The sequence below is a fragment of the Gluconacetobacter tumulicola genome (genome assembly GCF_014174215.1).
In the GTDB taxonomy this organism is placed as follows: Bacteria; Pseudomonadota; Alphaproteobacteria; order Acetobacterales; family Acetobacteraceae; genus Gluconacetobacter; species Gluconacetobacter tumulicola.
In genome coordinates, this window is sequence record NZ_JABEQL010000002.1 from 124,975 (window position 1) to 139,564 (window position 14,590).

At 64.8% G+C, this 14,590-nt stretch carries 10 protein-coding genes; 3 read left to right on the plus strand and 7 right to left on the minus strand.

The window, feature by feature from the left end; all coding sequences use genetic code 11:
- Positions 1–17: 17 nt before the first annotated feature.
- Positions 18–974, plus strand: a complete 957-nt coding sequence (locus HLH29_RS01975; protein WP_182964444.1) for a glycosyltransferase family 2 protein — start codon at positions 18–20, stop codon at positions 972–974.
- Positions 975–978: 4 nt separating this feature from the next.
- Here HLH29_RS01975 and HLH29_RS01980 read toward each other — a convergent pair whose 3' ends face one another.
- From HLH29_RS01980 to HLH29_RS01995, 4 genes are all read right to left on the minus strand, one after another.
- The gene (locus HLH29_RS01980; protein ID WP_182964335.1) at positions 979–2,904 is read right to left on the minus strand and encodes a glycosyltransferase family 2 protein; all 1,926 of its coding nucleotides are present in this window, start codon (positions 2,902–2,904) and stop codon (positions 979–981) included.
- 174 nt (positions 2,905–3,078) lie between these two features.
- Complete coding sequence (locus HLH29_RS01985) at positions 3,079–3,858, minus strand: ABC transporter ATP-binding protein (RefSeq protein WP_182964336.1); 780 nt, start codon at positions 3,856–3,858, stop codon at positions 3,079–3,081.
- A 5-nt stretch (positions 3,859–3,863) separates the two neighbouring features.
- Positions 3,864–4,745 (minus strand): ABC transporter permease, encoded by an 882-nt coding sequence (locus HLH29_RS01990; protein WP_182964337.1) that lies wholly within the window; start codon positions 4,743–4,745, stop codon positions 3,864–3,866.
- A gap of 97 nt (positions 4,746–4,842) precedes the next feature.
- Positions 4,843–5,811: a glycosyltransferase gene (locus HLH29_RS01995; protein ID WP_338030156.1), complete on the minus strand. Its 969-nt coding sequence runs from the start codon at positions 5,809–5,811 to the stop codon at positions 4,843–4,845.
- Positions 5,812–5,973: 162 nt separating this feature from the next.
- Between HLH29_RS01995 and HLH29_RS02000 the strand changes: the two genes are divergently transcribed.
- Entirely contained in the window at positions 5,974–6,225 is a 252-nt protein-coding gene (locus HLH29_RS02000) for a hypothetical protein (RefSeq protein ID WP_182964338.1), read from the plus strand.
- A gap of 58 nt (positions 6,226–6,283) precedes the next feature.
- A complete protein-coding gene (locus HLH29_RS02005) occupies positions 6,284–6,457 on the plus strand; it encodes a DUF1328 domain-containing protein (RefSeq protein WP_182947497.1) in 174 nt (57 codons plus the stop codon).
- A gap of 66 nt (positions 6,458–6,523) precedes the next feature.
- Here the strand turns inward: HLH29_RS02005 and HLH29_RS02010 are convergent, their stop codons facing one another.
- From HLH29_RS02010 to HLH29_RS02020, 3 genes are read right to left on the minus strand one after another with little or no spacing between them, the layout of a single operon-like run.
- Positions 6,524–8,095, minus strand: coding sequence for an efflux transporter outer membrane subunit (locus tag HLH29_RS02010; protein ID WP_182964339.1), 1,572 nt, complete (start codon positions 8,093–8,095; stop codon positions 6,524–6,526).
- 5 nt (positions 8,096–8,100) lie between these two features.
- Positions 8,101–11,412 carry an efflux RND transporter permease subunit gene (locus tag HLH29_RS02015; RefSeq protein WP_182964340.1) on the minus strand — a complete coding sequence of 1,104 codons (3,312 nt, stop codon included), beginning with the start codon at positions 11,410–11,412 and terminating at the stop codon, positions 8,101–8,103.
- Positions 11,409–14,576 (minus strand): efflux RND transporter permease subunit, encoded by a 3,168-nt coding sequence (locus HLH29_RS02020; RefSeq protein WP_182964341.1) that lies wholly within the window; start codon positions 14,574–14,576, stop codon positions 11,409–11,411. The genes HLH29_RS02015 and HLH29_RS02020 overlap by 4 nt, the downstream gene beginning before the upstream one ends.
- Positions 14,577–14,590: the final 14 nt, after the last annotated feature.

Here is a 14,590-nt window from a genome sequence, read left to right on the forward strand (position 1 = left end):
CCATGCGGACCACCCCTATGATCCCTTATAATCTAGATGTCGTCATACCGTGTTATAACGAAGAGGAGGCTTTACCCGTCACATTGCCGCGCATTCTTTCCTATCTCGAGGGTCTGCAATCCGATCCGCGCTTTGCGCTGCGACATTGGCGCGTCATTCTCGTCGATGACGGCAGCAGGGATCGGACCTGGACGATCATCGAGGATCACGGCAAGGCGGAGCGGGTCGTTGGCGTGAAATTATCCCGTAATTTCGGCCATCAGAATGCGATGCTTGCCGGACTGACATATGCCAGTGCCGATGCCGTCATTACGATGGACTGTGATCTGCAGGACGATATCAACACGATCGAGGCGATGCTGCTGTCCTATCAGAGCGGATTCGACCTGGCCCTGGGTGTGAGATCTTCCCGCGCGTCCGATACGTTTTTCAAGAAAGGCACCGCACGCCTCTATTACAGCCTGCTGACGCTTTTCGGGGTCAATATCATCGAAGATCATGCCGATTACCGATTGATGTCGCAGCGGGCGCTCCGTGCGCTGCTGGCGCATCACGAGGTCAATCTTTTCCTGCGCGGCATCATTCCGGCCATCGGATTCAAGACGTCGATCATTCCCTACGTGCGACAGGCCCGGGAATTGGGATGCAGCAAATATACGCTGGGAAAGATGCTCTCTCTCGCGATCGACGGCATTACATCCTTTTCGGTCCTTCCGCTCAGGATGATCGCCTTGTTCGGTATCGTGGTCTTCCTCGTATCGTCAATCACGGGCCTGTGGGTTCTTGTGGAGCGGTTTGTCCATAGTGCCTCCGTCGTCAGCGGCTGGGCATCGACGATGCTGCCGTTGCTGGCACTGGGCGGCCTCCAGATTCTCTCCATCGGTATCCTGGGCGAATATATCGGCAAGATTTATCTGGAAACGAAGCGCCGGCCCAGGTTCATCGTCGAAACCACGACGGATCAGACGCGCTGACAGGCTATCGGTTCGTCGCGGGCGCGGTGCGATAGCGCGGTTGGCGTCGGGGAGGGGAAGCGAGGGTGCAGTCCGCGTTCTCCAGAGTATAATTCGGGCTGTAATATGGGTCGTTCAACAGAATGTCGCCCCAGCGGGCGACCATGATGTCTGCCTCGCGCTGGAAGCGCGCCGCGTTCGGACCCATCCTGTCATGTCCGCGCGATGCGCTTTCATGATGATAGAGTTCCGCGAACGGGGTCCAGACGATACGCAGGCCGAGTTTGCGGATTTTCAGGCAGAGATCGACATCGTTGAAGGCGATGGCCAGGTTGGTCTCGTCCATGCCGCCGACCTGCTGCCAGACGGCACGCCGTACGGCGAGGCAGGCGGCGGTGACGGCGCTGGCGCTGCGCAGCAGGTTCAGAACCCCGAACGGACCCGGTTCCTCGCGGTGCGCGCCGACCAGGAAATGCCCGCCGATGCGGCCGATACCCAGGACGGTCCCGCCATGTTGCAGCCGGCCATTCGGGTACAGCAGCCGGCAACCCACGGCACCGATATCGGGCCTGATCGCGTGCGATACCATTTCACGCAGCCAGCCGGAATCGATGATTTCGATATCGTTGTTGAGCAGCAGCAGGATGTCTCCGCGTGCCTCGGCGGCGGCCTGATTGGTGAGATGCGCGAAATTGAACGGGCCGGGCAGGGCGAGGACGCGCACGCGTGGATCGGACTGGACGGCTTGCAGCAGGGCCAGCGCATCGGGCTCGGTGCTGCCATTATCGGCGATCAGGACTTCGATGGCCGGATAATCCGTCCGCTTCAGCAATCCGTCGAGACAGACGCGCAGCAGGTCTGCCCGGTTGCGCGTGGGGATCAGGATCGATACCAGGGGGGCGGGTTCCGGCACTGGAAAGACGATCCGGTGATAGATCCCTGCGGTGGGAAGGATGTCGGCCGCGACGTCGCGTGCCCGCAGATGGTCGGCGATGGCGCGACCGGCCACGGCGACGCACCGGGCCATCGCGGTTTCCGAAAAGGATTGCGTGCCTGTCTGCTGGCGCCAGTGATAGAGGATGCGCGGGATATGGCGCACGGCGTCCGGTCCGCAGGCGGCCGTCGCGCGCAAGGCGAGGTCGTGGTCCTGGGCGCCCTCGAACCCTTCGCGGAAGCCGCCGACGGACTGGATGAGATCGCGCCGATAGGCTGTGAGGTGGTTCAGCAGATTCTGGCCCAGCAACAGGTCGGGATCGAAGTCCGGCTTGAAATAGGGGCTGTAGCGCCGGTCCTGGCCGTCGATCTTGTCCTCGTCGGTGTAGATGATCCGTGCTTCGGGATGATCGACGATCTCGGCGGCCAGTTCGTACAGCGCATCGCGCGGCAGCAGGTCGTCATGGTCCATCAGGACCACCCACGCGCCTTGCGCCAGGCCCAGCGCGGAGTTGGAGGCCGCCGAGATATGGCCGCGCACGGGGCGCCTGATGACATGCACGCGCGGATCGGATGCCGCGATCTCGTCGAGTATCCGGGTTACATGGGGAGCGCTTGAACCGTCGTCGGCCACGCAGAGTTCCCAATCCGCATAGATCTGGGACTGGAGCGATGCGATCGCGGCGCGTAGATAGGGTTCGGGCGTTTCATAGGTGGCCATGACGACCGAAAGCAGCGGACGGTATGGGAAACGGGCGATATCGGCACGGATGGCCGCTTCGTCCGCTGCCGTGATCGTTCCCTGTTCGGCCACCCAGCGTTCGTAATCGGCACGTGCGATATGCCCGGAGCGGAACGGCATGATCGACGGCAGGACAAGATGGGTGACGGGACGCAGGGCGCGTTTCAACCGCGGATGCTGCCGCACGAAGCGATGCGCCGCATTGACGACCTGATGGACGCTGTCGGCGGCCAGCCTGCGGATTGCTGGCGGCACCCATCCGGTGGATCGGGTCATGGATCGCTTTCCCTGGGGTTCGACCAAATCGGCAGGTGGCGGCAGCGTGTCTGTCTCCGCCCGCTGGCAGGGTTGCGCGAGCGGCAGGAGGCGGCCTGGATGGGACGTTTCCGCATGCCGCTTTTCTCAAGCCGGGATAATGACGCGGAAAGCGCCTGCCGGTTCGATGGTGCCTTATGGCACTGGATCAAGTTTTGCCAGTTCCCTGAATGCCGAAGGGGGCAGATAGCGTTCGAGAATATCCATCGGGTGTCCGTCCCCCTTGATCTGTCCGTTCTCGATCCAGAGCAGTCGATTGCACCATTCGACCAGGATCGAAGGAGAGTGGCTGGCCAGCACCAGGATGTCGGCGTGGCGTACCATGCCTTCCACGCGTTTCTTCGCTTTTTCCATGAAGACGGCGTCACCGGCGAGAATCCACTCGTCCATCAGCAGGATCTCGGGCGGGAATGCGGTTGCCATGGCGAAGGCAAGCCGAATGGTCATTCCGGAGGAATAGTTGCGGACCGGAAGGTCGAGGAAATGCCCGAGTTCGGAAAAATCCTCGACATCCTTGATCAGTTCCAGCGTTTCCGAGGGGGACAGGCCAAGATAAAGGCCACGGAGCCGGATGTTTTCCCGCCCGGTGAGCTGGTGGTTCATGCCCTGTCCCGGGTCCAGCAGCGCCGTCAGCCGTCCTTCTGCCGACAGGACGCCGCCCGTTGGCTGGTAGATGCCTGAAAGAACGCGCAGGAGGGTCGTCTTTCCCGAGCCGTTCGACCCGATCAGCCCGAGACGGTCGCCGGAATTCAGGGAAAAGGAGATGTCCTGAAGGGCCTGGACGACGGGGCGGTTGCTGGTGTCGCGTCCAAAGCGGGCCGAGGCCTGTCCGAGAATGGTCTTCTTCAGGGATCGGCTGTCGCTGTGATAGAGCGGAAAGGAAATCGTGACATTGGATGCTGTGAGGTTTGCCATTGTATTCAGACCCAGAAGGCGATCCGGCCGCGCGTTCGCGCAAAGGCGATCCATGAGAAGAGGATAAGGGCACCGGAGATGATCAGGGCCCAGGCCCAGACGTCGGCGGTCAGGGGCGTGCCCAGGAGAGGGGCCCTGAGAATTTCGAACAGATAATAGAACGGATTGAAGCGGATCAGGAAAAGGGCCTCGCGATGACCGGTCAGGATCGTGGTGTTCCACATGACCGGCGTGACGAAGAACGCGATCTGCATGACGGCGGAGATGATCTGCGGCACGTCGCGAAACCGGGCGCACAGGGCCCCGAAGAGCAGCGAGAAGGCGAAGGCGTCGACAAGCCAGAGGGCGAATGCCGGCACCGCCATGAAGGAATGAAGGGATTGGTGGATGCCCATGATCGCGAAGACCGCGATGATGATGACGATATTATGGCCGAGGATGATCGTGTTTCGCACGATGCTGCGTGCCGCATGCACCGTGAAGGGCATGCGCATGCCCTTGATGACCGTGTCGGATTCAATGAAGCAGGCGCAGCCGTCGGTCACCAGCGCGTTCAGGTAATTCCATGCGATCAGGGAGAGGGACAGGAACGGCAGGTAGCTGTGGATGTCGGTATGGAACAGGTCGGCATAGATGAAGGCCATGGCCGCCACCTGCACGCCCATCGAGATGGTCAGCCAGAACGGGCCGAGCGCGGAGCCGCGATATCGGAGCTTGATGTCGAGAAAGCCGAGGACCGCGATGAGTCTCCAGAGATGCATCCCTTCGCGCAGGTCTGTCCATGCCAGATGAAACCGTTGCTTCCATCCGCGATCGGCGGACAGATGGAAATGGATCGGTTTTCGAAAGGCTCCGTCGCGCTGCATCGTGGGGGCTGCTTTTGTCATGATGATGGAGCCTTTGATACCCTTATATCCGCCAGGGGGGCGACCATACGCGGATCGAAGCTTGGGAGGCAAACCGGTTCCGGCCGGTGAGCCGGCCTCACCCCAGGACGAACCAGAGGCGGAAGATCATCTGCTCGGCCGGGGTGACCCGTTGCATCTCCGGCGTCCGCCGCAGGAGCCGGGAGCGTGCCAGCCAGCCGGCCGGGCCCGGGATATCCAGCGCCTGACGGAGCCTGGCAAGGAGGGCTGCATTCTGCGCCGTCAGCAGGTCGGCATGGTGGAGAAGCTGTGCCACGTTGGCGCGGAAGGTGGACATGAAGAGGGCCGGCCCCCGCCGCAGGGCTGCCAGCGCGCGGGCCGCGACATGCGCGGGCGCGCCGACGGCGTTGCTCTGATGCTGGCGGTAATAAAGGGTGGGCTGGTTGTCCGTGACCACCTGGCCGCCGGCGCCGCTGACCAGCAGGTAGCTCCACCAGTCATGCAGGGTGCCGGCCGGTGGCGGCATGGCCGCCCGCACCAGCCGGATCGCCGCGGGCGAGAGCATGACGGTGCAGCCCGTGGCGATATTCTGGGTCAGTGCCATGGAAAAAGCGGGCTCGGGCGGCAATGCGGGTGACGGGCCGAGTCGCGCGAGCGCCGAATCCGTCAGGATCTGGCGGGAGCAGTACAGGGCCGGCCTGTCCGCCTCATGGAACGGCGACAGGGCGCGCGCGGCGCGGTCCAGCTTGTCGGGAAACCAGACATCGTCCTGGTCGCAGAAGGCAGCCGCGTGGCCGGCCGGCACATGGTCCAGCAGGAGGCCGAAGGATCCGGCCACGCCCAGGCGGCCCGCGTTCTGTGTGATCTGCACGCAGCGTCCGGCGGGCTGGCTGTCGGCGAAGCGCTGCATGATCCGGGTGCTGTCGTCGGTCGAGCCGTCGTCCCGCCAGAGGAGGCGCCAGTCCGCATGCGTCTGCTGCCCGAGTGAGCGCAGCAGATCTTCGAGGAACGCGACGCCGTTATGGACAGACAGCAGGATGCAGACCGGCATGGTGCCGCGCGGAGGATGGCTGTCGGAACTGTTCACGCGGAGATCCCGTGCTGGAACGTTGGTGTCAGGGATGGATGGGATGGGCCGACAGCCTGCTGGAGGGGGCTGCCTCGATGGGCGGCTGCGATTTGAAAACGCTGCCTGCGTCCCTCATATATCCTGCGTCGCTATGTTTACGAAGAAGATTGGGGCGTCATCATGACGGACGGACAATTTGAAACGAAGCTGGAAGAAGGGGTCGGCCGGCTTCAGGATGGGCTGGGCGGATTGTTGGGCGATCCCGCGCTCCAGGTGAAGGGCAAGGGGCGGGTATTGTGTGCCAAGGCCCGTTCCGCCTGTTTCGTAGCGGGTGATGCCGTGCGTGATCTGACGGTGGATCAGCCGCTGGTGGCGGTGGTGACGGCCGGTCTGGCGGGGTTTGCCCTGGCCATGGCGTGGGTGCGCCGCTGAGGAACCGGCGGGGCGACCCCGCGTTCGACCTGCAAGCACTAAGGATGGAGCGTGAATGATGTTGAAGCTGGCACTCTTTTTTCTGGTGATTTCGATTATCGCCGGCCTGTTCGGATTTACCGGAATTTCCGCGGCATCCGCTGGTATCGCGAAAATCCTGTTCTTCCTCTTCATTCTCGCCTTTGTCGTTTTCCTGCTGATCGCGTTGCTGACCGCCAAGACGATCCTGTGACGCGGCACCCCGGGCCGGCTGGCGGCCCGGGGTGTTGTTCTTCGGCCAGGCGGGAGAGTGCGGGCCCTACTGGTTCTTGTCCTTCTGGATGAAGGACGGCAGGAACGGATTGTCGGTCTGCAGCGATGCCTTCGATGGCAGGCGCGCTGCGTTCCATCCGCCCCCCAGAGCCTGAATCAGGGACACGCTGTCGACCATGCGCTGCTGCTGGATCGACAGGGTTGTCTCGGCAATGCCCAGGGCCGTGTTCACGTTGGTGATGACGGTGGTGTAGATCTGCGTCCCGGCTTCATACTGGTTCATCGAGACCTGGACGGCCTTGTTGGCGTAGTCCAGCGCGATGTCCTGCTGTGCGGCCTGCTGGGCGAGGATGCGCAGGTTGGACAACTGGTCCTCGGTGCCCTGCAGCGCTGTCAGCACGGTCTGGCGGTAGGTGGCCACCGCGCTGTCGTACTGGGCGTCGGCCGAATGGACGGCGGCGGTGCGCGATCCGCCGCTGAACAGGGTTTCGGTTGCCGACGCGCCCAGCGACCAGACGCGGTTGGCGACGCTCATCAGCGAGGTCACGGGATCGCCGCCGCTCTGTGAATAGCTGGCATTGATCGTGACGCTGGGGAAGAAGGCGGCGATGGCGGCGCCGATCTGGGCGTTGTACTGCTCCATCGCGCGTTCGGCGGCGGCGATGTCCGGGCGGCGTTGCAGCAGGTTGGCCGGCACGCCGACCGGAATGGGCGGGATCGCGCGGCTGAGTTCGCCCGGCTTGATCGTGAGTTCGGCGGGGGAGCGGCCGACCAGGACGGCGATGGCATGTTCGTACTGGGCACGGGCGATGCCGGCCTGGATCAGCGATGCGCGGTTCTGTTCCAGCTGGGTGCGGGCCTGCATCACCGCGGTCGGGTCGGACACGCCGGCATCGAACTGGTTCTGGGCGATTTCCAGCGCCCGGGTATTGAACGCGACGTAGCGGCGCAGCAGGTCCTGCAGCGAATCCTGGTAGCGCAGGTTGAAATAGGCCGTCGCGAGCTGTGCCTGGTAGGACAGGGTCGCGTTGGCCAGGTCGGCGGCGCTGGCCTGGGCGGCGGTGACCTGGCTCTGGATATTGCGGCGGATCTTGCCCCACAGGTCGAGGTCCCAACTGGCGCTGGGGCCGATGCTGTAGGAATTGTACTGGGTGCCGGAATTGGCAAAGGAGCTGCCGGAGGACGAGACGGACGAGCCGCCATGGGCATTGCGGTTGAAGCCGATGCTGCCGCTGATGGTCGGGAACAGCTGCGCGCGCACGCTGTCGATCGTGGCGCGGGCCTGGCGGTAATTCGCCTCGTACATCTTGACGTTCTGGTTCGAGATCGCGACCCGCGATTCCAGATCGTTCAGGATGGGGTCGTTATAGATCGTCCACCAGGCATCCTTGGGCAGTTCCGCCATGGCCGGCTGGGCCTTTTCCCACCCGGGGGCCGGCACCAGCTCCTTGAACCGGGCGGAAACCTGGGCGGTGGGGCGGTGGTAGGACGGGCCGACCATGCAGCCTGCCAGCACCAGCGGGGACAGGACGGCGCCCAGCAGAAGGGCATGCCGGCGCGGCGCGCGGGCGCCGGGGCGGGATGAGGGGGCGATCGATGGGGAGCGCGGCAGGGACATCCGGGTCAGGCATCCTGTTGGGAAAGGGGACCCCGCCGGCCCTTCAGGGCGTTGGCCAGGGAACGATAATGGCGTCGGCACCACAGGCCGAAACGGTCGAGATACAGATAGACGACAGGGGTGGTGTAGAGCGTCAGCGCCTGGCTGACGACCAGCCCGCCGACGATGGCGATTCCGAGTGGGCGCCGCAGTTCCGAACCGTATCCCTGGCCCAGGATCAGCGGCAGCGCCCCCAGGGCGGCGGCCAGCGTCGTCATCATGATCGGCCGGAAGCGCAGCAGGCAGGCGGCATGGATGGCGTCCGCCGCCGGCTGGCCGCGCCGTTCGGCCTCGATCGCGAAATCGACCAGCATGATGGCGTTCTTCTTCACGATGCCGATCAGCAGGATCACCCCGATCATCGCGATCAGCGAGAAATCCTCGCCTGCCAGATCCAGCGCGAGAAGCGCGCCGACGCCGGCCGAGGGCAGGGTGGAGAGGATGGTCAGGGGGTGGACGTAGCTTTCGTACAGGATGCCCAGCACCATATAGACCGCCGCCAGCGCGGCCAGGATCAGCAGCGGCTCGTTATTGACCGATTTCTGGAGCTGGCCGGCATTGCCGGCGAAGCTGCCATGGATGGTCGCGGGCATGTGCAGGCGCACCATTTCGGCGCCGACGATCTGGATCGCCTGCTGCAGGGGCACGCCGGTCGCGACGTTGAAGGAGACGGTCGCGGCGACCGACTGGCCCTGGTGATTGACGGAAAGCGGCGTCAGTTGCGACGCGACGGTCGAGACGATGCCGATCGGGACCATCGTCTCGGAATTGGTCGAAACCGCCGATCCGTTGGATGCCGAGGTGCCGCCGGCCAGGCTGTTGGCGATCTGGTTGCGGAAGGACTGGCTGCTGAGGCTGGTGGCCTGGCTGGACGCGGACGAGGCGGGGACCCGGATCGTGTTCGACCGTGTCCCGCCTCCGGCGGACCCGCCGGCGGTGCTGATCCAGGCCTGCTGGAGGCTGGCGGGGTCCTTCCAGAATCTCGGTTCGACCTCCATCACCACATGATACTGGTTCAGCGCGTTATAGATGGTCGATGCCGAGCGCTGCCCGTAAGCGTCGTACAGCGTATTGGCCACGAGTTGCGGCGTGATCAGCGTGCGCGCCGCCGTTTCGCGGTCGAGGGCCACATTGAGGGCCGAGCCGCCCTGCTGTACGTCCGACGAGACATCGGTCAGTTCGGTATGTTTCTGGAGTGCGGCGACCAGCTTGGGCATCCACGCATAGAGTTCGGTCGGCGAGTCGGATTGCAGCGTGTACTGGTACGCGGCATTGGACTGGCGCGCGCCCATCCGCAGCGTGCCGGGTGCCGTCGTGTAGAAATGCGCGCCCACCATGTTGCGCAGGCGGGCGCCGATGCGGGCGATCGTGGTGCTGGGCGGCCCGGCGCGCTGCGATTTGTCCTTGAGCACGATGAACATGTTGGCCTGGTTGGAGGAACCGCGACCGCCGGTGAAGCCGGTGATGGAGACGACATCGCGATCCGTCATCACGGCCTTCTGGACCTCGTCGATCTTGCCGACCAGGGCCTGGAACGAGATCGACTGGTCGCCCTGCAGATGGCCCATCAGCATGCCGGTGTCGCTGTCGGGAAAGAAGCCCTTGGGCATGTGGATGAACAGCGCCACCATCAGCACGACGGTGCAGGGCAGCGACAGCAGCACCATGCGCGGATGGGCCAGCGCGGCATCCAGCGTGCGGCCGTAACCCTGCTGCATGGCGTGCAGCATGCGTTCCAGCACGGCGGCGATGCGCCCCCAGAGGCGTTCCCAGGGGCCGGTGGCGGTCCGCGTCGTATCGTGCGCGGGCAGGAACAGTGCCGCCATCATGGGGGTGAGGGTCAGCGACAGGATCATCGAGATGAGGATCGTGACTGACATCGTCATCGCGAATTCGTGGAACAGCCGCCCCGCGACCCCGCCCAGCAGCAGGATCGGCAGGAAGACCGCGATCAGGGACATCGTGATCGAGAAGACGGTGAACGCGACTTCCTGCGCACCCAGCAATGTGGCTTCCAGCCGGCCCTTGCCCTCTTCCAGGTAGCGGCTGATATTCTCGATCACCACGATCGCGTCATCGACGACGAAGCCGGTGGAGACCGTCAGCGCCATCAGCGACAGGTTGTCCAGCGAATAGCCCAGGAGCTGCATGGCCCCGAAGGTGGCGATGATCGATGTCGGCACGACGATGGCGGGGATCAGCGTCGTGCGTAGCGATCGCAGGAAGACCAGCACCACCAGCACCACCAGTAAGACCGAAATGACCAGGGTATACTGGGTGTCGGCCAGGGCGGCGCGGATGGTGACGGAGCGGTCCAGGATACTATGCAGCTGGACATTGGGCGGAAGGGCGGCGCGCAGGGCGGGGATTTCAGCCTTGATCTGGTCGATGGTGCGAATGACGTTGGCGCCCGACTGGGCGAAGATGATCGCCAGGACCGCCGGCTGGCGGTTGTAATAGCCGGCGTTGCGCAGATCTTCGACGCCGTCATTGACGGTTGCCACGTCCGACAGGCGCACCGGCCGGCTGTTGTGATAGGCGATGATCAGGTCGCGATAGGCCTGGGCGTTGTGGGCCTGGTCGTTGGTATCGAGCGTGTAGCGCGTGCCCTGATGGTCGATGAAGCCCTTGGGCGTATGGGCGTTGGCCGAGGCCAGGGCCGCGCGGACGTCCTCGAATCCGATCCCGAACTTGTACAGCGGCAGCGGATTCATCTCGACGCGCACCGCCGGCAGCGAGCTGCCGCCGACCTCGACCTCGCCGACGCCGCGGATCTGCGACAGATGCTGCTGCAGGACGTTGGATGTCAGGTCGTAGAGCTGTGACATCGTGCGGGTTTTCGATGTCAGCGCCAGGATCATGATCGGCGCGCCGTTGGGGTTCGCCTTGAAATAGCTCGGATTCTGGCGCAGCGACGTCGGCAGGTCGGCGCGGGCGGCCTGCAATGCGGCCTCGACATCGCGGGCGGCGCCGTTGATGTCGCGGTTCAGCGCGAATTGCAGCGTGATCCGGACCTGGTTCTGCGTCGACTGGGACGTCATTTCCGTCAGGTCGGCTATCGCACCCAGGCGCCGCTCCAGCGGGGCGGCGACGGAGCTTGCGATTTCCTCGGGCGATCCGCCGGCCTGGCGGGCCTGGACCTGGATGACCGGGAAATCGACATTCGGCAGGTCGGCCACCGGCAGCGCCTGATAGCCGATGATGCCTGCGATCAGCAGCGCGATCGTCAGCAGCGTCGTCGCGACCGGCCGAAGGACGAAGAGCCGGACCGGATTCATATCGCGGTCTGTTGCGATGGCGGTACGTTACGCGTCGTCGAACCGAAACGCCGCCGCAGGTCGAGGCTGATCCGATCCATCAGCAGGTAGATGACCGGGGTGGTGAACAGGGTCAGCAACTGGCTGAGCAGCAGGCCGCCGACGATGGCGATGCCCAGCGGACGGCGCAGTTCCGATCCGGTGCCGGTGCCGATGACCATCGGCAGCGCGCCCAGCATGGCGGCCAGCGTGGTCATCAGGATCGGCCGGAAGCGCAGCAGGGCGGCGTGGTGGATGGCCTTGATCGGCTCCATGCCCTCGATCCGCTCCGCTTCCAGCGCGAAGTCGATCATCATGATCGCGTTCTTCTTCACGATGCCGATCAGCAGGACCAGGCCGATGATGCCCATCACGCCCAGGCCGGCGCCGCTCAGCTGCAGGGCCAGCAGGGCGCCCACGCCCGCCGACGGCAGGGTGGAGAGGATGGTGATGGGGTGGATGAAGCTCTCGTACAGGATGCCCAGCACGATATAGACCGCGACCAGGGCCGCCAGGACCAGCCACATCTCGTTGCCCAGGCTGTTGCGGAAGGCCGCCGCCGTGCCCTGGAACGAGGTCTGGAAGCTGGCCGGCAGGTGCAGGCTGCTCTCGACCCGGTCGATCGCATTCGTGGCCTCGCCCAGCGAATAGCCCGGCGCGACGTTGAACGAGATGGTGGTGGCCGGGAACTGGCCGACATGGGTGATCAGCAGCGGCGCGGTGCTGCGGGTGACGGTGGTGACGGCGCGCATCGGGACCAGGCCCGAGGTCGGCGCGCGGGTCGGGCCCGAGGTGCTGCTGCCCGAATTGCCGCCGATGCCCGGCAGGTACAGCTTGTCGAGCGACGCGAGGTCTTTCTGGAAGGCCGGATCGGCCTCCAGGATCACGCGATACTGGTTGGACTGCGTGTAGATGGTCGAGATCTGGCGCTGGCCGAACGAATCGTACAGCACGTTGTCGATCGTCTGCGGGGTGATCGAGTACCGCGCGCCGGTGGTGCGGTCGAGCGTCACATGGGCCACCAGCCCTTCGGCCTGGAGGTCCGACGTGACGTCTGACAGGGCCGGTTCGCGGCGGAGGGCGGCGATGACCGTGGGAACCCAGGTGCGGAACTGGTCGTAATCGGGATTTTCCAGCAGGAACTGATACTGGGTGGCCGAGACCGTCGTATCCAGCGACAGGTCCTGCACCGGCTGGAGATACAGGCTGGCGCCGGGGATGTCGGCGGTTTCCTGCTGGATGCGGGCGGCGATCCGGGCGGCGGTTTCGGACCGGTCGTCATGCGGGCGCAGGTTGATCAGGAACCGTCCCTGGTTCAGCGTCACGTTCTGCCCGTCGACGCCGATGAAGGAGGACAGGCTGACGACATCCTTGTCCTGCAGGATGCGCTGGCCCAGCTCCTGCTGGTGGGCCGCCATCGCGTCGAAGGAGGTGGATTGCGCCATGACCGAGATGCCCTGGATCACCCCGGTATCCTGCACCGGGAAGAAGCCCTTGGGGATCGACCAGGCCAGCAGGCCGGTCAGGCCCAGCGTGGCGACGAAGATGGCCAGCGTCAGCTTCTGGTGGCGCAGCACGACCGTCAGCGCCCGTCCGTAGGACGCGATGACCGATTCCGTCCAGCGCTCGACCGCGGCCGACCAGCCGCGCGCATCCGGCCCGTGCGGGCGCTCGCTGAGCAGGCGGGCGCACATCATCGGCACCAGGGTCAGCGACACCACCGCCGACAGCACGATCGTCACCGACAGGGTGATGGCGAATTCATGGAACAGGCGGCCCACCACGTCGCCCATGAACAGCAGCGGGATCAGCACCGCGATCAGCGAGACGGTCAGCGAGATGATGGTGAAGCCGATTTCACCGGCGCCCTTGAGGGACGCCGTCATCCGGTCGTCGCCCATTTCGATGTAGCGGGCGATGTTCTCGATCATCACGATGGCGTCGTCGACGACGAAGCCGGTCGCGATGGTGAGGGACATCAGCGACAGATTGTCCAGCGAGAAGCCCATCAGATACATGATCGCCAGCGTGCCGATCAGTGACAGCGGGACCGACAGGCTGGGGATGATCGTCGCGGGGATGTTGCGCAGGAAGACGAAGATCACCGCGACCACCAGCACCATCGCCAGCACCAGCTCGAACTCGACATCGGCCACCGAGGCGCGGATGGTGGTCGTGCGGTCGGTCAGCGGCGTGATGGTGATGCCCGGCGGCAGCGCCTGGCGCAGTTGCGGCAGGGCGTATTTGATATTGTCGACCACCGAGATGACGTTGGCGCCCGGCTGGCGCTGCACGTTCAGGATCAGGGCCGGCGTGGTGTTGGACCAGGCGGCGAGCTGGGTGTTCTCGGGACCCTGGACGACGGTGGCGACGTCACGGATGCGGATCGGGCCGCTGTTCTGGTAGGCGATGACCTGGTTGAGCAACTGGTCGACGCTGGCGATCTGGCCGTCGACGCGCAGGGTGGAGGCGCGCTGCGCGCCGTCGAACGTGCCGGTGGGCGAATTGACGTTGACGTTGCCGATCGTGGTGCGGAGCGTGTCCATGTCCAGGCCGAACGAGGTCAGCTTGGGCACGTTGACGCGCACGCGGATGGCCTTGCGGTTGCCGCCCGACAGCGTGACCAGGCCGACGCCCGAGACCTGGCTGATCTTCTGCGCCAGGCGGGTGTAGACATAATCCTCGACCTCGGTCAGCGGCATCGTCTTCGAGGTGATGCCCAGCGTGAGGACCGGGGTGTCGGCCGGGTTGACCTTGGCGTAGATCGGGGGGGCCGGCAGGTCGGTGGGCAGCAGCATCTGCGCCTGGTTGATCGCCGCCTGGACTTCCTGCTCCGCCACGTCCATCGACATGGTCAGGCCGAAGCGCAGCGTGACGATCGAGGCGCCGCCGGAGGATTGCGACGTCATCTGGTCCAGGCCCGGCATCTGGCCGAACTGGGTTTCCAGCGGCGCGGTCACCGACGTGGCCATGACGTCGGGCCCGGCGCCGGGATAGAAGGTCTGGACCGTGATGGTCGGATATTCGACCTGCGGCAGTGCCGAGACCGGCAGGAAATGATAGCCCAGCAGACCCGCCAGCATGATGGCGAGCATCAGCAGCGTGGTGGCGACCGGGCGTTCGATGAACAGGCGGGACGGATTCACGCACGGCTCTCCGG

Coding starts and splice junctions, on each gene's coding strand:
- HLH29_RS01975 (WP_182964444.1), top strand. CDS start 18: ATGATCCCTTATAATCTAGATGTCGTCATACCGTGTTATAACGAAGAG.
- HLH29_RS01980 (WP_182964335.1), bottom strand. CDS start 2,904: ATGACCCGATCCACCGGATGGGTGCCGCCAGCAATCCGCAGGCTGGCC.
- HLH29_RS01985 (WP_182964336.1), bottom strand. CDS start 3,858: ATGGCAAACCTCACAGCATCCAATGTCACGATTTCCTTTCCGCTCTAT.
- HLH29_RS01990 (WP_182964337.1), bottom strand. CDS start 4,745: ATGACAAAAGCAGCCCCCACGATGCAGCGCGACGGAGCCTTTCGAAAA.
- HLH29_RS02000 (WP_182964338.1), top strand. CDS start 5,974: ATGACGGACGGACAATTTGAAACGAAGCTGGAAGAAGGGGTCGGCCGG.
- HLH29_RS02005 (WP_182947497.1), top strand. CDS start 6,284: ATGTTGAAGCTGGCACTCTTTTTTCTGGTGATTTCGATTATCGCCGGC.
- HLH29_RS02010 (WP_182964339.1), bottom strand. CDS start 8,095: ATGTCCCTGCCGCGCTCCCCATCGATCGCCCCCTCATCCCGCCCCGGC.
- HLH29_RS02015 (WP_182964340.1), bottom strand. CDS start 11,412: ATGAATCCGGTCCGGCTCTTCGTCCTTCGGCCGGTCGCGACGACGCTG.